The sequence below is a fragment of the Streptomyces sp. NPDC044003 genome, from assembly GCF_056435185.1.
Genome location: NZ_JBWKFA010000002.1, coordinates 236,882 through 256,235 on the forward strand (window position 1 = coordinate 236,882; position 19,354 = coordinate 256,235).

16 protein-coding genes are annotated in these 19,354 nt (G+C 73.0%); 12 read left to right on the plus strand and 4 right to left on the minus strand.

Going from position 1 to position 19,354, the window contains the following annotated elements; translation table 11 throughout:
• Positions 1–186 precede the first annotated feature (186 nt).
• Positions 187–1,869 carry a thiamine pyrophosphate-binding protein gene (locus AC07AW_RS07765; RefSeq protein ID WP_478814577.1) on the plus strand — a complete coding sequence of 561 codons (1,683 nt, stop codon included), beginning with the start codon at positions 187–189 and terminating at the stop codon, positions 1,867–1,869.
• Positions 1,870–1,999: 130 nt separating this feature from the next.
• Positions 2,000–2,413, plus strand: coding sequence for a hypothetical protein (locus AC07AW_RS07770; RefSeq protein WP_478814578.1), 414 nt, complete (start codon positions 2,000–2,002; stop codon positions 2,411–2,413).
• Positions 2,414–2,470: 57 nt separating this feature from the next.
• Here AC07AW_RS07770 and AC07AW_RS07775 read toward each other — a convergent pair whose 3' ends face one another.
• Positions 2,471–2,842 carry a hypothetical protein gene (locus AC07AW_RS07775; RefSeq protein WP_478814579.1) on the minus strand — a complete coding sequence of 124 codons (372 nt, stop codon included), beginning with the start codon at positions 2,840–2,842 and terminating at the stop codon, positions 2,471–2,473.
• Positions 2,843–3,049: 207 nt separating this feature from the next.
• Between AC07AW_RS07775 and AC07AW_RS07780 the strand changes: the two genes are divergently transcribed.
• The 4 genes from AC07AW_RS07780 to AC07AW_RS07795 all read left to right on the plus strand — a co-directional run bounded on the left by AC07AW_RS07780 (position 3,050) and on the right by AC07AW_RS07795 (position 9,259).
• A complete protein-coding gene (locus tag AC07AW_RS07780; RefSeq protein WP_478814580.1) occupies positions 3,050–6,781 on the plus strand; it encodes an ABC transporter ATP-binding protein in 3,732 nt (1,243 codons plus the stop codon).
• An 83-nt stretch (positions 6,782–6,864) separates the two neighbouring features.
• A complete protein-coding gene (locus tag AC07AW_RS07785) occupies positions 6,865–7,224 on the plus strand; it encodes a hypothetical protein (RefSeq protein WP_478814581.1) in 360 nt (119 codons plus the stop codon).
• A gap of 79 nt (positions 7,225–7,303) precedes the next feature.
• Positions 7,304–7,708, plus strand: a complete 405-nt coding sequence (locus tag AC07AW_RS07790) for a hypothetical protein (protein WP_478814582.1) — start codon at positions 7,304–7,306, stop codon at positions 7,706–7,708.
• Positions 7,709–7,807: 99 nt separating this feature from the next.
• Positions 7,808–9,259 carry an aminopeptidase gene (locus tag AC07AW_RS07795; RefSeq protein WP_478814583.1) on the plus strand — a complete coding sequence of 484 codons (1,452 nt, stop codon included), beginning with the start codon at positions 7,808–7,810 and terminating at the stop codon, positions 9,257–9,259.
• Positions 9,260–9,564: 305 nt separating this feature from the next.
• Here the strand turns inward: AC07AW_RS07795 and AC07AW_RS07800 are convergent, their stop codons facing one another.
• Together AC07AW_RS07800 and AC07AW_RS07805 are read right to left on the minus strand one after the other, a co-directional pair.
• Positions 9,565–11,388, minus strand: a complete 1,824-nt coding sequence (locus AC07AW_RS07800) for a glycoside hydrolase family 3 protein (protein ID WP_478814584.1) — start codon at positions 11,386–11,388, stop codon at positions 9,565–9,567.
• 109 nt (positions 11,389–11,497) lie between these two features.
• Positions 11,498–12,409: a LysR substrate-binding domain-containing protein gene (locus tag AC07AW_RS07805; RefSeq protein WP_478814585.1), complete on the minus strand. Its 912-nt coding sequence runs from the start codon at positions 12,407–12,409 to the stop codon at positions 11,498–11,500.
• A gap of 101 nt (positions 12,410–12,510) precedes the next feature.
• Between AC07AW_RS07805 and AC07AW_RS07810 the strand changes: the two genes are divergently transcribed.
• The 3 genes from AC07AW_RS07810 to AC07AW_RS07820 are packed head-to-tail and all read left to right on the plus strand — an operon-like array spanning position 12,511 to position 14,770.
• Entirely contained in the window at positions 12,511–13,425 is a 915-nt protein-coding gene (locus AC07AW_RS07810; RefSeq protein ID WP_478814586.1) for an EamA family transporter, read from the plus strand.
• Complete coding sequence (locus tag AC07AW_RS07815; protein WP_478814587.1) at positions 13,422–14,177, plus strand: LppU/SCO3897 family protein; 756 nt, start codon at positions 13,422–13,424, stop codon at positions 14,175–14,177. Before AC07AW_RS07810 ends, AC07AW_RS07815 begins: the two co-directional genes overlap by 4 nt.
• A gap of 29 nt (positions 14,178–14,206) precedes the next feature.
• Positions 14,207–14,770, plus strand: coding sequence for an AAA family ATPase (locus AC07AW_RS07820; protein ID WP_478814588.1), 564 nt, complete (start codon positions 14,207–14,209; stop codon positions 14,768–14,770).
• Between the two features lie 294 nt (positions 14,771–15,064).
• On the opposite strand, the gene AC07AW_RS07825 is transcribed toward AC07AW_RS07820, so the two are convergent.
• Positions 15,065–16,111, minus strand: a complete 1,047-nt coding sequence (locus AC07AW_RS07825; RefSeq protein WP_478814589.1) for a LacI family DNA-binding transcriptional regulator — start codon at positions 16,109–16,111, stop codon at positions 15,065–15,067.
• Positions 16,112–16,226: 115 nt separating this feature from the next.
• Between AC07AW_RS07825 and AC07AW_RS07830 the strand changes: the two genes are divergently transcribed.
• The 3 genes from AC07AW_RS07830 to AC07AW_RS07840 are packed head-to-tail and all read left to right on the plus strand — an operon-like array spanning position 16,227 to position 19,329.
• The gene (locus AC07AW_RS07830) at positions 16,227–17,378 is read left to right on the plus strand and encodes a Gfo/Idh/MocA family protein (RefSeq protein WP_478814590.1); all 1,152 of its coding nucleotides are present in this window, start codon (positions 16,227–16,229) and stop codon (positions 17,376–17,378) included.
• A complete protein-coding gene (locus AC07AW_RS07835) occupies positions 17,375–18,529 on the plus strand; it encodes a dihydrodipicolinate synthase family protein (protein ID WP_478814591.1) in 1,155 nt (384 codons plus the stop codon). The genes AC07AW_RS07830 and AC07AW_RS07835 overlap by 4 nt, the downstream gene beginning before the upstream one ends.
• A complete protein-coding gene (locus tag AC07AW_RS07840; protein WP_478814592.1) occupies positions 18,526–19,329 on the plus strand; it encodes a sugar phosphate isomerase/epimerase family protein in 804 nt (267 codons plus the stop codon). Before AC07AW_RS07835 ends, AC07AW_RS07840 begins: the two co-directional genes overlap by 4 nt.
• Positions 19,330–19,354: the final 25 nt, after the last annotated feature.

Consider the following 19,354-nt stretch of genomic DNA (forward strand, 5'->3'; position numbering starts at 1 on the left):
CGGGGGGGTGGGGGGGGGGGGAGGGGGTGGGGGGGGGGGGGGGGGTGGGGGGGGGGGGGGGGGGGGGGGGGGGGGAGGGGGGGGAGGGGGGGGGGGGGGGGGGGGGCTTCCCCCCCCCCCACGCCGCCGTCGGGTGGGCACCATCCGACCACCGGGCCGCACCCGACCGACCAGCCAAGGGACCCCATGACCCACGACCATGACCTCGTGCTGCGGCCCACCCCCGCGCAGACCGCCGCCGCCCTCAACCCGCCCGAGGGGCGCAACGGCGGCGACCTCGTCATCGAGACCCTCACCGGCCTCGGCGCCACCACCGTCTTCGGGCTCCCCGGCCAGCACGCCCTCGGCATGTTCGACGCTCTGCGCCGCTCGTCGCTGACGTACGTCGGCCTCCGCGTCGAGAACAACGCCGGCTTCGCCGCCGACGCCTACGGCCGCATCACCGGCGAGGCCGCCCCGCTGCTGCTCTCCACCGGCCCCGGCGCGCTCATGTCGCTCGCCGCGCTCCAGGAGGCGGCCGCCGCCTCCGCCCCGGTCCTCGCGATCGGCAGCCAGATCCCTGCGGCCGGGCTCGGCGGCGGCCGGCACGGCTACCTGCACGAGCTCCGCGACCAGCAGGCCTCGTTCCGGGACGTCGTGAAGTCCGTCCACACGGTCCGTACGCAGTCCCAGATCCCGTCCGCGATCGCGGCGGCCTGGGAGTCGGCGCTCACCGCCCCGCACGGGCCGGTCTGGGTGGAGATCCCGCAGGACGTGCTCCTCGCGGAGACCGCGATCCCGGTCGTGACGTCCATGGACGCGACGCCCGAGGACGTCGTCCCGCGCCCCGAGCTGACGGCGGTCGCCGCGCACCTCCTGGAGAACGCCGAGCGGCCGGCGATCATCGCGGGCGGCGGCGTCGTCCGCTCCGACGCCTCCGGCAAGCTCCTGGCGCTCGCGGAGAAGCTCGACATCCCCGTCGTCACCACCTTCGGCGGCAAGGGCGCCTTCCCCTGGGAGCACCCGCTGTCGCTGCAGTCCTGGCTGGAGGACCGGCACACCACGGACTTCCTGGAGGACGCCGACGTCCTCCTCGTCGTCGGCTCGGGCCTCGGCGAGCTGTCCTCGAACTACCACACGTTCGCCCCGCGCGGCCGGGTGATCCAGATCGAGGCCGACGCGGGCAAGCTGGAGTCCAACCACCCGGCGCTCGGCATCCACGCGGACGCCCGCCTCGCGCTCCAGGCGCTCCTGGAGACGGCCGGAGAGCGTACGGACCCGGACGCCCCGGAGCGGGTCGCGGCCGTCCTCGGCAAGGTCCGGGAGCGGATCGCCGCGCAGGACCTCGGCCTGGAGCAGCGGATCGTCGCTGCGGTGCGGGAGGCGCTGCCGGACCGGGCGCCGAGCTTCTGGGACATGACGATCCTGGCGTACTGGGCGTGGTCGGCCTTCGACGCGCGGCACCCGAACACGATGCACTCGGCCCAGGGCGCGGGCGGCCTCGGCTACGCCTTCCCCGCCGCGCTCGGCGCGGCCGTCGCCGACCCGTCGCAGCCGGTCCTCGCGGTGTCGGGTGACGGCGGCGCGATGTACTCGATCGCGGAGCTGGCGACGGCGAAGCAGTACGGGCTCGACGTGACGTGGCTGATCGTCGACGACGGCGGGTACGGGATCCTGCGGGAGTACATGACGGACGCGTTCGGCGAGGCCACGGGCACGGAGCTGACCCGCCCGGACTTCGTCGCCCTGGCCGAGTCCTTCGGCGTCCCCGGCACCCTGGCGACCCCGGAATCCCTCACGGCGGACCTCGCGAAGGCCCTCGCGACCCCGGGCCCGTCGGTGGTGGTCCTCCCGGCCCTCCTGAGGATGTTCGAGCCGACGCACCTCTGACGGGCCGCGGTGCCCCGGGAGGCATATTCTGGGGACACGTGCGGACAGTGGCGCACTCCGTACGATTTCCGGCCGTCACGGCCGGCACGGGCGTGACGGCAAGAGCGAAATCCCGGTGAGGTGAAACCTCATGCGTCGTCATTCCCCCTTCCTTCTGCCCGCAGGCGTGGCCCTCGCCATCGTCGGCTTCCTCGCCCCCTCCGCCGAGGCCGGAAGCGCGCACTTCGTCGGCACCCCGACGGCCAACATCTCCGGCAGCACTCTGACCGTCAAGGGCAAGGAAGCCGGACTCGGCAACGAGTCGCAGATCCATGTCGAGGTCACGGCCGACGCCCAGTGCGTCAACCGTGGCAACAACGACCCCGAGGCCGCCAACAAGCAGTCGTTCGGCGGCGGCGGCGACTTCCCGGTCCAGAACGGCAAGGCCAACTTCAGCATCACGGTCACCGCGAACTTCCAGCCCAAGTGCAGCCCGCCGATGACGGTGGTCTGGAGCAACATCACGGTCAGCGACGCGGCCAACGGCCTCTTCGTCACTCTCTGACCCCTCCCGCACCCCCCGGGCCCCGGTCGCGGGACCGGGGTCCGACGCCGTCCAGGCTCAGAGCACGAGCTTCTCCCACTTCTCCCGGTAGAGGCCCATCTGATGCTCGTACCCCTCGTGGAACGCGGCGGTCTCCTTCGGGTTCAGCCCCTTGCCGTACATCGGCTCCGGGGCTATCAGCTCCGTGATGTCCCCGACGACCGCGGCCGCGGCCCGGGCGTGCTCGCCGCCCTTCTCGCGGGCGGCGAGCAGCTGGAGGCCCATGTCGCGCAGGAGGATCACGAAGCTGTTCCGCGGGGTGCTCGTCGTCTTCTTCCGCTCCGACGGCCGGCCCAGCCCGGTCCTCCCTTCGGCCAGCCCTTCGAGGACCTGTACCGCCGCGTGCAGCCGCCCCCACCGGTACGGCTTCCCGTCCTCGACCTTCCCCATGGATCTCCCCTTCCCCTCCGTTCACGGCACCGCCCGGCCGGCGGCCCCGGGGCTCACCTACCCGCCCACCGGCCCGCCGACCCGGCAGGTGACCGGAGACCGGTCCCCGGTCCTAGGACCAGGGACCGGTATTTGTTGCGGCGGGATGAAATCGCACGTCGGCCGCGTTGGGCCTTCCGGTAGAGCAGGACGGATGGGAGGCCACTCGTGGCGGCGGTGGGGCACAAAGAGCCGGATCGGACACAGCAGGGCTGGGCGCGCAGGCTGGCCGGGTACGCGTGGCGGTACAAGGCGAACACGCTGCTGGCGCTCGGGTCCTCCCTTGCCGGTATGGCCGTGCTCGCCCTCGTGCCGCTCGTCACCAAGGTGATCATCGACGACGTCATCGGGACGAAGACCCGGGACCTCGGCGTCTGGACGGGGCTGCTCATCGGCGCCGCCGTCCTCGTCTACGCCCTCACCTACGTCCGCCGCTACTACGGCGGCCGGCTCGCCCTCGACGTCCAGCACGACCTGCGGACCGACATGTACGACACCGTCATCCGGCTCGACGGGCGGCGGCAGGACGAGCTGTCCACGGGGCAGGTCGTCGGGCGCGCCACCAGCGACCTTCAGCTGATCCAGGGCCTTCTCTTCATGCTCCCGATGACGATCGGGAACATCCTGCTCTTCCTCATCTCGCTGGCCGTCATGGCCTACCTGTCGATCCCGCTCACCCTCGTCGCGCTCGCCGTCGCCCCCGCCCTCTGGTGGATCGCCAAACGCAGCCGCACCCGTCTCCACCCCGCCACCTGGCACGCGCAGCAGCAGGCCGCCGTCGTCGCCGGCGTCGTCGACGGGGCCGTGACCGGCGTCCGGGTCGTCAAGGGCTTCGGCCAGGAGGACCAGGAGACCGGCAAGATCAGGGAGGCCGGGCGGAAGCTGTTCGCCGGGCGCCTGCGGACGATCCGGCTCAACTCCAGGTACACCCCCGCCCTCCAGGCCGTACCCGCCCTCGGCCAGGTCGCGGTCCTCGCGCTCGGCGGCTGGCTCGCCTACCGGCACCAGATCACCCTCGGCACCTTCGTCGCCTTCTCCGCCTACCTGGCCTCCCTCGTCGGCCCGGTCCGCATGCTCGCCATGGTCCTCACCGTCGGCCAGCAGGCCCGCGCCGGCGTCGAGCGGGTCTACGACCTCATCGACACCAAGCCGGTGATCAAGGATGGCACCAAGGAACTGCCCGCCGACGCGCCCGCCACCGTCGAGTTCGACGACGTCTCCTTCGCGTACGAGGACGGGCGCCCGGTTCTCGACCGCTTCTCCCTGGAGATCCGGCCCGGCGAGACCGTCGCCGTCGTCGGCGCCTCCGGCTCCGGCAAGTCCACCGTCTCGCTCCTCCTGCCCCGCTTCTACGACGTCACCCACGGCGCCGTCCTCGTCGGCGGCCACGACGTCCGCGAGCTCACCCTCGACTCCCTGCGCGCCGCCATCGGCCTCGTCCCCGAGGACTCCTTCCTCTTCTCCGACACCGTCGCCGCGAACATCGCGTACGGCGTCCCCGACGCCACCCGCGAGCAGATCGAGACCGCCGCCCGCGCCGCCCAGGCGGACCGTTTCATCGCCGAGCTCCCGGACGGGTACGACACCAAGGTCGGCGAGCACGGCCTCACCCTCTCCGGCGGCCAGCGCCAGCGCGTCGCGCTCGCCCGCGCGATCCTCACCGACCCCCGGCTCCTCCTCCTCGACGACGCCACCTCCGCCGTCGACGCCAAGGTCGAGCACGAGATCCACGAGGCCCTGAAGTCCGTGATGGCGGGCCGTACGACCCTGCTCATCGCCCACCGCCGCTCCACCCTCGGCCTCGCCGACCGCATCGCCGTCCTGGAGGACGGCCGGCTCGCCGACATCGGCACCCACGCCGAGCTGGAGGCCCGCTCCCCGCTCTTCCGCCGCCTCCTCACCGACCCCGAGGAGCTCGGCGCCGTCTCGCCCGGCCACGTCACGCCGCCGGACGAGCTTCCCGAGGACCGCACGCTGCGGGCCGAGCTGGACGCCGAGTTCGACGCCGAGCGGGGCATCACCCCGACCCTGTGGGTACGGGACGAGACCACCGGCCGCGAGACCCCCGCGCCCGGAGCCACCCCCGAACTCCTCGCCGCCGTCGCGGCCCTGCCGCCCGCCACCGACACCCCCGACATCGACGAGGCCCGGGCCGTGTCCCCCGAGGACGCGTACGGGCTGCGCCGGCTGCTCCGCGGCTTCGGCGCCCCGCTGCTCATCAGCCTCGGTCTGGTCGCCCTCGACGCGGGCGCGGGCCTGCTGCTTCCGGTCCTGATCCGGCACGGCATCGACGAGGGCGTGAACCGGCTCGCGATCGGCGCCGTCTGGGCGGCCTCAGCGCTCGCCCTGGTCACCGTCCTCGTGCAGTGGGTCGCGCAGACCGCCGAGACCCGGATGACGGGCCGCACCGGCGAGCGGGTCCTGTACGCGCTGCGCCTGAAGATCTTCTCCCAGCTCCAGCGTCTCGGCCTGGACTACTACGAGCGCGAGCTCACCGGCCGGATCATGACCCGGATGACCACGGACGTCGACGCCCTGTCGACCTTCCTCCAGACGGGCCTGGTCACCGCCTTCGTCTCGGTCGTCACCTTCTTCGGGATCATGGTCGCGCTGCTCGTGCTCGACCTCCAGCTCGCCCTGGTCGTCTTCGCGACCCTGCCGGTCCTCGCCCTCGGCACGTACTACTTCCGCCGCTCCAGCGTGAAGGCGTACGAGCTGGCGCGCGAGCGGATCAGCGTCGTCAACGCCGACCTCCAGGAGTCCGTCGCCGGCCTCCGGATCGTCCAGGCCTTCCGCCGCGAGCGCTCGGGCGCGGCCCGCTTCGCGGAGCGCAGCGACTCGTACCGTGAGGCGCGCGTCCGGGGCCAGTGGCTGATCTCGGTCTACTTCCCGTTCGTGACCCTGCTGTCCTCGGTCGCGGCCGCCGCCGTCCTGATCGTCGGCGCGAACCGCATCGAGGCCGGCACCCTCACCACCGGTGCGCTCGTCGCCTACCTCCTCTACATCGACCTCTTCTTCGCCCCCGTGCAGCAGCTCTCGCAGGTCTTCGACGGCTACCAGCAGGCCGCCGTCTCCCTGAAGCGGATGCAGGAGCTGCTCCAGGAGCCGACGTCGACGGCCGCCGCCGACGCGCCGCGGGACGTGCTGTCGCTGCGTGGCGAGATCGCCTTCGAGGACGTGTCCTTCGCGTACGGAACCGAGGAAGAGGCCCTCACCGGCATCGACCTCCGGATCCCCGCCGGACAGACCGTCGCCTTCGTCGGCGAGACCGGCGCCGGAAAGTCCACCCTGGTCAAGCTGGTCGCCCGGTTCTACGACCCGACGGCCGGCCGGGTCACCGCCGACGGCGCCGACCTGCGGGACCTCGACCTCACCGCGTACCGGCACCGGCTCGGCGTGGTCCCCCAGGAGGCGTACCTCTTCGCCGGGACGATCCGCGACGCCATCGCGTACGGCCGCCCCGAGGCGACCGACGCCGAGGTCGAGGCGGCGGCCCGCGCGGTCGGCGCGCACGACATGATCGCCACGCTCGACGGCGGCTACCTCCACGAGGTCGCCGAGCGAGGCCGCAACCTCTCCGCCGGGCAGCGCCAGCTGATCGCCCTGGCCCGCGCCGAACTCGTCGACCCGGACATCCTGCTCCTGGACGAGGCCACGGCGGCCCTGGACCTGGCGACCGAGGCCCAGGTCAACCAGGCCACCGACCGGCTCGCGGGCCGCCGCACGACCCTCGTCGTCGCCCACCGCCTGACGACGGCCGCGCGTGCGGACCGGGTGGTCGTCATGGACCACGGGCAGGTCGCGGAGGACGGCACCCACGACGAACTCCTGGCCCTGGGCGGCCGGTACGCGATGCTGTGGAACACGTTCATCGGGGAGGCGGAGCCGGAGCGGGTCTGAGGAGCGCTCTGAGTACGGGGGATCCGCCGGGTGAGTACCCCGGCGGATTCCCCGCTCTCGTCCGGCGGACTTGAATCGAGGGCATGAGCCACGAGACGACCCGCGCCCGCGCCACCGCCTCGCCCGCCGTTCCCTCCGCCTCCGACGAGGCCGGCCGGCGCCTGCGGAAGCGGTCCCTGATCTGGGCCGGGCTGTTCGTGCCGGCGACCGTGCTCGCCGGCATCGTCGCCCTCACCGCCGAGAACGCCGGCCGCTGCGTCACCTACGGGGAGGGCTGCGGCTCCACCCCCGGCTACGCGTACGTCGTGAGCCTGGTCCTGGCGGCCGTCGCCTTCGTGACCGCCCAGAGCGCGGCGCGTGCCACCGTCGCCCGGACCGCGTTCCGGGTCCAGCTCGGCGCGGAGGCCGTCTTCCTGACGCTGGTCATGACGACCTTCGGGTAGCGGGAGACAAGCGGAGGCAACCATTCCCGGACCTCGTGCGTCGTACGGCCGTACGACGACTCGCCCGGGAGAGGAACGCATGACCACAGACGTCGGCACGGCCCGAACCCTCGCCCGTGTGCTCGTCCCGCTCCTCGCCGCCCTCGCGCTGCTCCTCCTCCCCGGCCCCGGGCCCGGCGGCGGGACCGCCGACGCCGCCGCCGTCTGCCACGGCCGGCCCACCCGCACCATCACCTTCGCCACCGGCGAGCTGCGCCTCTACCGGACCCGCCAGTACGTCTGCGCCGTCACCGTCGCCAAGCACCCGGGCCCGCGCCGCCCGATGACCGTCTCGCTCCAGCCGCGCGGCGGCCGGGCCGTCGTCCGGTCGGGCCGCTTCGACCGACAGGCGGGCCCGTTGACGGTCCACGCACTCAACCGCTGCGTCCGGGCGAGCGGTTCGGTGGCGGGCCGGGGGACGGCGACGGGCTGGATCCTGTGCTGATGTACAGGAAAGTCCAAGGGTAAGGACCAACTGGGTCTGGCGGTCCGCACGTTGTCCCCGCTAGGTTCGCGACACCGTTGTGAACCAAGGGGAGGGTGAATGCGCAAGTCGCTGAGATGGGCGCTGTCGCTTTCGGTGCTCATAGGCACCGTCGGGTCGACCGGTGTGGCTACCGCCGCGGACACGGAGGCCGGCAGCGCTGCCGTCGTCGACTCGCAGAGCACGAGCACGGACATCAAGGACCGCATCCTGGCGATCCCCGGGATGAGCCTGATCGAGGAGAAGCCGTACGCGGGCTACCGCTACTTCGTCCTCAACTACGAGCAGCCGATCGACCACAAGCGCCCGTGGGCGGGCACGTTCCAGCAGCGGATCTCGATCCTCCACAAGGACACGAGCCGCCCGACCGTCTTCCGCACCAGCGGCTACGGTCTCTCCACCACGCCGAGCCGGACCGAGCCGACCCGGATCATCGACGGCAACCAGGTCTCCATGGAGTACCGGTTCTTCACGCCGTCCCGCCCGGCGCCGGCCGACTGGTCGAAGCTGGACATCTGGCAGGCCGCCAGCGACCAGCACCGGATCTACGCGGCGCTGAAGTCGATCTACGGCCAGAAGTGGCTCTCCACCGGCGCCTCGAAGGGCGGCATGACCGCCACGTACTACGAGCGCTTCTACCCGCGCGACATGGACGGCGTCGTCGCCTACGTGGCGCCGAACGACGTGGTCAACAAGGAGGACTCGGCCTACGACCGGTTCTTCGAGACCGTCGGTACGAAGGACTGCCGCGACCGCCTGAACAACATGCAGCGCGAGGCCCTCGTCCGCCGCGAGCCGCTGGAGAAGAAGTACAAGGCCTGGGCCGAGTCCGAGGGCGCCACCTTCAACACGGTCGGCTCGCTCGACAAGGCGTACGAGGCCGTCGTCCTCGACTTCGTGTGGGGCTTCTGGCAGTACTACGGCCAGAACGTCTGCGACCAGATCCCGGACGCGGCGACCGCGAGCGACGACGTCGTGTACGACACGATCGACGCGTACTCCGGCTGGTCCGCCTACAGCGACCAGGGCCTGGAGTACTACACGCCGTACTACTACCAGGCGGCGACCGAGCTCGGCTCGCCGACCATCAAGCAGCCGCACCTCGACGGCCTGAGCCGCTACGGCTACCAGCCGGCCAGCAGCTTCGTGCCGAGCGAGATCCCCATGAAGTTCAAGCCGTGGGTCATGCGGGACGTCGACGACTGGGTCCGCAAGAACGCGAACCACATGCTCTTCGTCTACGGCGGCAACGACCCGTGGGGCTCCGAGCAGTTCCACGTCGACAAGGGCGCGCGCGACAGCTTCGTGTACGTGGCGCCGGGCATGAACCACGGCGCGAACGTCGCCGGGCTCGTCCCCGCCGAGCGTGACGCCGCCACCGCCCGCATCCTCGCCTGGGCCGGCGTCTCCGCCCCGGCCGTCCAGGCGGCGCAGCCGCTGGCGGCGTTCGATGCGCGCATCGACACGGCGGTCGACGAGGACACGACCCGGGAACACGGCCTGCGGCCGTAACCCGTCGTGGGCACCGCTCCACCGGGGCGGTGCCCACGCCCACCCCGTTGTGGGCAATCGCTCCACCGGGGCGGCGCCACCGCCCACCCCGTTGTGGGCAGGCGTTCCGCAAGGGGCGGAACGGGTGGGCACAACGGACCCGCGCCCTGCCGGCGCCAGAGGCTTTCGCGCCTGAACCCGCACCGCAGGTACGGCGCACAACGTGGTGCGGGTCAGGCTCGGAACGCGGAGGCGCCGCTAGAGGGCGCCGTCCCGTGTGCCCACCCGTCCCGCCCAGCGGGACGATTGCCCACACGGGCCGCGGCTCAGCGCACGTACGACAGCCCGTACCCCACCGGATGCAGCACCTTCGTCGGGTCCTCCGCGTTCTGGATCGGGACCGGGAGGCGGCCCTGGGGACGGGCGCGGCCGGCCAGGACCCGGGCGGCGGCCCGGAGTTCGACGTCGGTCCAGGAGTAGGCGGCGAGGGTCGCCCGCTGGCCGCCGAGCCGCGCGATGTCGTACGGGTTGCGGATCGCGACCGTCACCACCGGCACCCCCGTCGCGACGAGCCGCGCGACGAGCGTCCGCTGCGGACTGGTCGCGGACACGTTGTACGTGCCGACGAGCACCACGTCCTTGCCGGCCGCCGCCGCCACCGCCTCCTCGATCTTCGCGGCCGTCGGGGTGATCCCGGTGGAGAGCGCCGTCGCCGTGAAGCCCAGCTCCGACAGCGCCGTCGCGAGCGTCGTCGTCGGCGGGCCCGTCGTGCCGGACGGTGAGGCCGGGTCGGCGCCGACGACGAGGACCGAGCCGTGGGTGGCCGGGCTCAGCGGCAGGAAGCCGTCCTCGTTGAGGAGGAGCGTCGTGGTCGCCTCGGCGATCCGGTCGGCGTGGGCGAGGTGGGACTCGGTGCCGACGACCCGCTCGACGCCCGCCCGGGTCGCGTACGCCTGCCGGAAGAGGCCCAGCTTCGCCTTGAGCCGCAGGATCCGCAGGATCGATTCGTCGAGCCGGGCCTCCGTCAGTTCGCCGTCCCTGACGGCCTTCAGGACCGCGTTCCAGGCGACGTCGAGTTTCGGCGGGTTGAGCAGCTGGTCGACGCCGGCCTTGAGGGCGAGGACCGGGACGCGCTCGTCCCCGTACTTGGTCCGTACGCCCTCCATGCCGAGGGAGTCCGTGACCACCACGCCGTCGTAGCCGAGCTGTTCGCGCAGGATGCCGGTGAGGATGGGCCGCGAGAGCGTCGCCGGGTCCTCGCTGGGGTCGAGCGCGGGGACCACGATGTGCGCGGTCATGATCGAGTCGATGCCGGCGTCGATCGCCGACCGGAACGGCGGCGCGTCGAGCTCGGCCCACTGCTCCCGGGTGTGGGTGATGGTCGGCAGGCCGTAGTGGCTGTCGACGGCGGTGTCGCCGTGGCCCGGGAAGTGCTTGGAGGTGGCCGCGACCCCGGCCCGCTGGTACCCCTTCACCTGCGCGGCGACGAGCCCGGCGACGGCCTGCGGGTCGGAGCCGAAGGAGCGGACCCCGATGACCGGGTTGGCCGGGTTGACGTTCACGTCGGCGACCGGGGCGTAGTTCTGCCGGATGCCGACGGCGGCGAGTTCCTCGCCGGCGATCTGCGCGGCCTTGCGGGCGTCCGCGTGCGAGCCGCCGGCGCCGAGGGCCATCGCCCCGGGCAGCAGGGTGGCGGGCTTGCCGACCCGGCAGACGATGCCGTGCTCCTGGTCGGTGGAGATGAGGACGGGGACCGGGGTGGGCTGGGCGAGCGCGGCCTGCTGGATGCCGTTGGAGAGGGCGGCGATCTGCTGCGGGTCGCGGGTGTTGTGGGCCCAGGAGAAGTAGATGACCCCTCCCACGTGGTAGCGCTCGACCAGCTCGGCCGCGGTGCGGACGCCGATCTCCTTGAGGTTGGCGTCGATGTCGGCCTGGTCCGGGGCGGTGGCGGAGTGGCCGTAGACCCGCATCACGAAGAGCTGGCCGACCTTCTCCTCCAGCGACATCCGGTCGATGAGCCGCTGGAGTCTCAGGTCGTCGGCCTCGGCGTGGGCGGTGGGGGTGATGAGACCGGTGACGGCCGCCGCGGCGGCTGCGGCGGTCACCGTGAGGAGGGTGCGTCGGGAGGGGGCGGGGGCGCGGTGGTGCACTGATGCTCCTTCCGGCCGTGCAAGGTTGAAGGAAACTTCCAAGGTGTCACGGATAGCCCGAAAGTAACTGCCAGGTCAAGGACCCGCGCAGGAATCGTTCCCGCCCGCCTCAGGCGGCCGAGGCGATCGTGGGCCAGAGCTCCTGGAGCGTACGGACCGCCTCCCGGATCGCCGGGCGCCGCGCCGCACCGGTCCGCCACATGGCGTGCAGCCGGCGCGTCGGCGTCGGGTCGAGCCGCACCGGCACGACCTCCGGCGGCAGGGTCCCGCGGCCCAGGCGCGGGACGAGGGCGATGCCGAGGCCGGCCGCCACCAGGGCCACCTGCGTGTGGTTCTCCTCCGCCTGATGGACGATCAGCGGCTCGTACCCCGTCGCCCGCAGCGTCCGCGTCAGCCAGTCGTGGCAGACCGTCCCCGGCGGCTGCGAGATCCACCGCTCCGCCGCCAGCTCCTCCCGGCGCACGGACTCCCGCGCCGCCAGCGGATGGTCCCGGTGGACGAGGATGTCGCACAGGTCGTCGCCGATGACCACCTGCTCGACCCCCGGCGGCGTCGGCAGCGGAGCGATGTCCCAGTCGTGCGCCACCGCCAGGTCGATCACGCCCCGCGCCACCAGGTCGACCGAGAGGTGCGGGTCCACCTCCGAGAGACGGGCGTCGAGGTCCGGGTGGAGCCGGGCCAGCTCGGCGAGCGCCCGGGGCATCAGACCGCGCGCCGCGCTCGCGAAGCAGGCGATCGTGAGCCGCCCGGCGGGCCGGCCGCGCCGCTCCTCCAGACGTACCTCCGCCTCCTCGACGAGAGCGAGCAACTCCCGGGCCGTGGCGGCGAGTTGTTGGGCGTCGTCGGTGAGCCGGATACCGCGCCCGCTGCGTTCGAGCAGGGTCGTACGGGTCTCCCGCTCCAGCTTCGCGATCTGCTGCGAGACCGCGGACGGGGTGTAGCCGAGGGCGGTGGCGGCGGCGCCGACACTGCCGTGGACGGCGACGGCGTGCAGGGCGCGCAGACGACCGAGATCCAGCACGGGCACCTCCTGTGGGAGTTCCTGGATGTAGGGATCCTTCATCCCACCATGAAGAGACCTGTGCTGGTGCTACACGGTCGGCCGCGGCCATGCTCGATCGCATGCGCCCCGCCCACCTCGCCCTCGCCGCCCTGGTCGCCGCCGTCTGGGGAGTCAACTTCGTCGTCATCGAGATCGGCCTCGACCACTTCCCGCCGCTGCTCTTCTCCGCCCTCCGCTTCCTCGTCGCCGCCCTCCCGGCGGTGTTCCTCGTCGGCCGCCCGAAGGTCGCCTGGAAGTGGATCGTGGGCGTCGGACTCGTCCTCGGCGTGGCCAAGTTCGGCCTGCTCTTCACCGGCATGGACCTCGGCGCCCCGGCCGGACTCTCCTCCCTCGTCCTCCAGGTCCAGGCCGTCTTCACCGCCCTCTTCGCCTTCGCCGCCCTCGGTGAACGCCCCGCGCGGCTCCAGGTGCTCGGGATGGCGGTGGCTCTCGCCGGCATCGGCGTCGCCGCCGTCGACGAGGGCGGCTCGGGCCCGCTCGTCGGCTTCGCCCTGGTGATCGCCGCGGCGGCCTGCTGGGGCGTCTCCAACGTCCTGACCCGCAAGGCCGCCCCGCCCGACGCCCTCAACTTCATGGTCTGGGTCAGTACGGTGCCGGTCCTGCCGCTCCTCGGCCTCTCCCTCCTCCTGGAGGGCCCCGAGCGCGACCTCGAGGCCCTGCGCGGACTCGACTGGACGGGCGCCGGCGTCATCGCGTACGTCGCCTGGATCACGACCGTCTTCGGCTTCGGCGCCTGGGGCCTGCTCCTGCGCCGCTACCCCGCGTCCTCCGTCGCCCCCTTCTCCCTCCTCGTCCCGGTCTTCGGCATGTCCTCGGCGGCCCTCGTCCTGGGCGAGCCGGTGAGCCCGCTCCGCTGGTGCGCGGCGGCGCTGCTCGTGGGGGGAGTGGCGCTGACGTCGTTCGCCCGGAGGGCAGTCGAGAAGCCCGGGGCTAGGGTGCTGGTGCCGACGCCGAACGGGGGAGCGACACCATGACCCATCCGCAGCCTTACGGGCAGCCGCAGCCGCAGCCTTACGGGCAGCCGCAGCCGCAGCCGCAGCCGCAGCCGTACGGACATCCGCAGCCCTATGGGCAGCCGCAGCCGTACGGACAACCGCAGCCCTCCCCTCCCCGAGGGTGCGAGGTCTGCGGCGCGCAGCCTGCCGTCGCGGCCGCCGTCCGTGCGCACCAGGGCATGGTCGTCATCATGCGCACGGTCACCCGGCGCGGTGTCTTCTGCCGCACCTGTGGTCTCGCCGTCTACCGGAAGATGACCTCCGACACGCTCGTGACCGGCTGGTGGGGCCTGCTCTCCCTGTTCGTCACGCCGTTCGTCGTGCTCTCCAACGTCCTCGGCGCCCGCGCCGCGTTCCGTCGTCTGCCCGAGCCGCAGGGCGCCTGGCGGCCGCCCCTGGACCCGGGCAGGCGGGTGCTGCGCCGCGCGCCCGCGATGCTGGTGCTCACCCCGTTCGCGCTCGTCGCGGCCGCGATCCCCACACTCGTGCTCATCGGGCTGATCGCGGGCCCCGAAGGCGACGGCGAGCGGGTCGGGCTCTCCGTCGGCGACTGCGTCGACAACACCGCCGACTGGCCCGAGCAGGCGCTCCTGAAGGTGGACTGCGGATCGCCGCAGGCCGAGTACCGCGTCGCGGACGAGGCCTCCTGCGGGCCGGGGGACTACATCCTGCGCGCCGAATATCAGATGAACTCCCCTGGGGAGCCCGGCTACTGTGTCACGCGCCCGTGACCGTGCGCCGCCGAGAGGTTCCGCCCCGTATGACCTTCGAGAACGTCACCGTCGACAGCGTCGAACCCGCCCCCGGAACCGTCCTGTTGGCGGGGATCCCCGGCAGCGGGAAGTCCACGGTCGCGGCGGCCCTCGCCGCGCGGTTCGCCCGCGCGGCGCACATCGAGGTCGACCACCTCCAGGAGCTGATCGTCCAGGGCTGCCACTGGCCGACCCCGGACGGCGACCCGGAGGCGGACCGCCAGATCCTGCTGCGTGCCCGCAACGGCTGCCTGCTCGCGGACAGCTTCGCCGCGGCGGGCTTCCTGCCGGTCCTCGACGACGTGGTCGTACGCCGCTCCCACCTGGACTACTACCGCGCCCACGCGAAGGCGGTCCCGCTCCACGTGGTGATCCTGGCCCCGGGCCCGGACAAGGCCTGGGAGCGCAACAACGCCCGCCACAAGAAGCTGACGACGAACTGGGCGTTCCTGGACGAGGCCATGCGCGCGGAACTCTCCGGCGAGGGTGTCTGGATCGACAACGCGGACCAGACGGTCGAGGAGACGGTCGACGCAGTCCTCGCGGCGACGGGCCTGCGCCCGGAGCGGTAGATCGGCCGGGGCCTCCCGCCGGGAGTGGTAGATCGGCCGGGGCTTCCCGCCGGGATCGGTGGGTCGGTCGGGGCCTTCCGCCGGGGGCGGTGGGTCGATCGGGGCCTTCCGCCGGGATCGGTGGGTCGGTCGGGGCCTTCCGCCGGGAGCGGTAGGTCCGTCGGGGCCTCCCGCCTGGAGCGGTAGGCCGGCAGGGCCCTCCCGCCCGGAGCCGTAGGCCAGCCGGGGCCTCCCGCCCGGAGCCTTAGGCGAGCCGGGGCCTCCGTCCGCGGAGACCCCCACCCCGGCGCCCCGCTACCCCCGCGGCGCCGCCGTAGACCCCCGTACCACCAGCTCCCCCGGCACCGTCTCCACGCCGCCCGCCGGAGGCTCCTCCGCGTTCATGGCCAGGCGGCCCGCGCGGACCCCTGCCTCGTGCAACGGCAGTCGTACGGTCGTCAGGGACGGGACCGCGTCCACCGAGAACGGGAGGTCGTCGAAGCCGGCGACCGACACGTCGCCGGGGATCGACAGGCCCCGTTCCCGCAGGGCCGCGCAGACGCCGAGCGCCACCGTGTCGTTGGCCGCGACGACCGCCGTGAGGTGCGGGTCCCGGGCGAGGAGTTCCGCCGTCGCCTCGTGACCCGAGCGGCGGTCGTACGGCCCGTGGACCGTCGGGCCCTCGGCCACGCCCGCCGCCGCGAGGGCCTCCCGGTGGCCCTCCAGGCGGTGCCGGGTGGTGGTGCGGTCGGCCGGCCCCGCCACGTAACCGATCCGTCGGTGGCCGAGGCCGAGCAGGTGCTCGGTGAGGTGGCGCCCACCGGTCCTGTTGTCGAAGACGAGCGCCGCCGTGCTCGCGTCGCCGGGGACCGGCGGCCGCCCGCACAGCACGACCCGGGTCCCGGCCTCGGCCAGCTTCGTCAGCTTCCCGGCCGTCGCCGCGAGGTGCTCCGGGTCCTCCAGGGAGCCGCCCATGAGGATCACGGCCGCGGCCCGCTGCCGCTGGAGCAGGGTGAGGTAGGTGAGCTCGCGCTCGGGGGAGCCGCCGGTGTTGCAGACGACGGCGAGCTTCTCGCCCCCGCCGCGCCCCGTCGCGCTCTCCCCGATCGCGCTCTGCGCCGCGCTCGCCATGATCCCGAAGAAGGGGTCGGCGATGTCGTTGACCAGCACGCCGACCAGGTCGGACGTGGCGGCGGCGAGGGAGCTCGCGGGGCCGTTGAGGACGTAGTCCAGCTCGTCCACGGCCTGCAGCACCCGTTCGCGGGTCGACGCGGCGACCGGGTAGTTGCCGTTCAGGACGCGGGAGACGGTGGCGGGGGAGACCCGTGCGCGGGCGGCCACGTCAGCCAGGGTGACGGTCATCGCGTGCGTACCTCCAGGGCCCTTGTCGGCGGCGATGTCGGCAGGCTAGCGTCATCTTCGATGGAAAGCGCTTTCTATCGAGATGTCGAGAGAACACCGCGGAGAGGAACCTTTCGTGACACGCAGGACAGTCCGCATCGCCATGAACGGCGTCACCGGGCGCATGGGATACCGCCAGCACCTCGTCCGCTCGATCCTCGCCCTGCGCGAACAGGGCGGCCTCGACCTCGGCAACGGCGAGACCCTCTGGCCCGAGCCCGTCCTCGTCGGCCGCCGCGAGCACGCCCTGCGCGCCCTCGCCGAGCGCCACGGCCTCACCGAGTGGTCCACCGACCTCGACGCCGTCCTCGCCGACGACTCCGTCGACGTCTACTTCGACGCCCAGGTCACCTCGGCCCGCGTCGAGGCCCTCACCAAGGCCGTCGCCGCCGGCAAGCACGTCTACACCGAGAAGCCCACCGCGGCCGACCTCGCCGGCGCCCTGGAACTCGCCCGCCTCGCCGAGGCGAAGGGCATCAAGCACGGCGTCGTCCAGGACAAGCTCTTCCTCCCCGGCCTGCTCAAGCTCAAGCGCCTCATCGACGGCGGCTTCTTCGGCGAGATCCTCTCCGTGCGCGGAGAGTTCGGCTACTGGGTCTTCGAGGGCGACTGGCAGGACGCGCAGCGCCCCAGCTGGAACTACCGTGCGGAGGACGGCGGCGGCATCGTCGTCGACATGTTCCCGCACTGGGAGTACGTGCTCCACGAGCTCTTCGGCCGCGTCACGAGCGTCACCGCCCAGGTCTCCACCCACGTCCCGCAGCGCTGGGACGAGCAGGGCAAGCCGTACGCCGCCACCGCCGACGACGCCGCGTACGGCATCTTCCAGCTGGAGGGCGGCGCCGTCGCCCAGATCAACTCCTCCTGGACGGTCCGCGTCCACCGCGACGAGCTCGTCGAGTTCCAGGTCGACGGCACCCACGGCTCCGCCGTCGCCGGACTCCGCGGCTGCCGCGTCCAGCACCGCTCGGCCACCCCGAAGCCCGTCTGGAACCCCGACATCCCCGCCACCGAGTCCTTCCGCGAGCAGTGGCAGGAGGTCCCCGACAACGCCGAGTTCGACAACGGCTTCAAGGCCCAGTGGGAGCTGTTCCTCCGGCACATCGCGCTCGACGAGCCCTACCACTGGGACCTCCTCGCCGGCGCCCGCGGCGTCCAGCTCGCCGAACTGGGCCTGCGGTCCGCCGCCGAGGGCCGCCGCCTGGACGTCCCGGAGGTGACGCTGTGACGATCCGGCTGCCCTCCCCGGACGGCTCCACGCGCGCGTACACCCCTCGCGCCGAACCGCTCGCGCTCTCCGCGACCGGCCCCCTGACCTCCCGTACGGTCTTCTCCGCCGCGCACGTCGTCGCCGACCCGTACGCCGACACCACCCCCGACTCCCCGGCCGCCGTCGACTGGGACGCCACCCTCGCCTTCCGCCGCCACCTCTGGTCCCACGGCCTCGGGGTCGCCGAGGCCATGGACACCGCCCAGCGCGGGATGGGCCTCGACTGGGCGGGCGCGGCGGAGCTGATCCGCCGGTCGGCGGCGGAGGCGCACAGCGTGGGCGGCCGCATCGCCTGCGGCGTGGGCACGGACCAGCTGACGGGCCCGGCCGGCCTGCCGGAGATCCGTGCGGCGTACGAGGAACAGCTCGCGGTCGTCGAGGAGTCGGGCGCGCAGGCCATCCTCATGGCCTCCCGGGCCCTCGCCGCCGCGGCGACCGGCCCCGAGGACTACCTCGACCTCTACGGCCACCTGCTCCGCCAGGCGAGCGAGCCGGTGATCCTGCACTGGCTGGGCCCGATGTTCGACCCGGCCCTCGACGGCTACTGGGGATCGCCCGACCTCGACGCGGCGACCGAGACCTTCCTCGACGTGATCAAGGCCCACCCCGACAAGGTCGACGGCATCAAGGTCTCCCTCCTCGACGCCCGGCGCGAGGTCGAGCTGCGCCGCCGCCTCCCGGAGGGCGTCCGCTGCTACACGGGCGACGACTTCCACTACCCGGAGCTGATCGCGGGCGACGAACAGGGCTTCAGCCACGCCCTGCTGGGCATCTTCGACCCGCTGGGCCCGCTGGCGGCGGAGGCGGTGAGGATCCTGGACACCGGTGACGTGGCGGCCTTCCGCAAGACGCTGGACCCCACGGTCGAACTCTCCCGGCACCTCTTCCAGCCCCCGACCCGCTTCTACAAGACGGGCGTGGTGTTCCTCGCCTGGCTGGCCGGCCACCAGGACCACTTCGCGATGGTCGGCGGCCTGCAGTCCGCCCGCTCGCTGCCGCACCTGGCCCGCGCGTACGAACTGGCCGACGGCCTGGGCCTGTTCCCGGACCCGGCGCGCGCCGAGTCCCGGATGCGCTCGCTCCTCACCGTGTACGGAGTCCCGCGATGAACCTCGACCGCTTCTCCCTCAACCAGATGACGGTGAAGCAGCTGGCCCTGCCCGAACTGGTCGAGCACTGCCTCCGACTGGGCGTCCCGGGCATCGGGCTCTGGCGCGAACCGGTCCAGGAGTACGGGGTGGAGGCCGCGGCCGACCTGGTGCGGGACGCGGGGCTCACCGTCACCACCCTCTGCCGCGGCGGCTTCTTCACGAGCGACGGCTGGGAAGCGGACAACCGCGCGGCGATCGACGAGGCCGTGACGCTCGGCACGGACACCCTCGTCCTGGTCTCCGGCGGCCTCACCCCGGCCTGCCCGGACCTGCCGTCCGCGAGGGCTCGCATCGCCGAGGCGATCGGCATCCTCGCCCCGTACGCGGGGGAGCGGGGCGTCCGCCTGGCGATCGAGCCCCTGCACCCGATGTACGCCTCCGACCGGTGCGCGGTCTCCACCCTGGACCAGGCCCTGGAGATCGCGGAACGCTTCCCCGCCTCCCAGGTCGGCGTCACGGTCGACACGTACCACCTGTGGTGGGACGACCGGGCCCCGGCGGCGGTGGAACGCGCGGGTGCGGCCGGCCGCATCCACTCCTTCCAGCTCGCCGACTGGACCACCCCGCTCCCCGCGGGCGTCCTGAACGGCCGGGGCCAACTGGGCACGGGCGCGATCGACCTCGCGGCCTGGGTGGCCCTGGTGGAGAAGGCCGGCTACACGGGCCCGGTCGAGGTGGAACTCTTCAACGACGCCCTGTGGGCGCGGGACGGCGCGGAGGTCCTGGAGGAGACGCTGGAGGCGTTCCTGGAGGTCTGAACCGGCTGAGCGGGTGGTCTTCGCG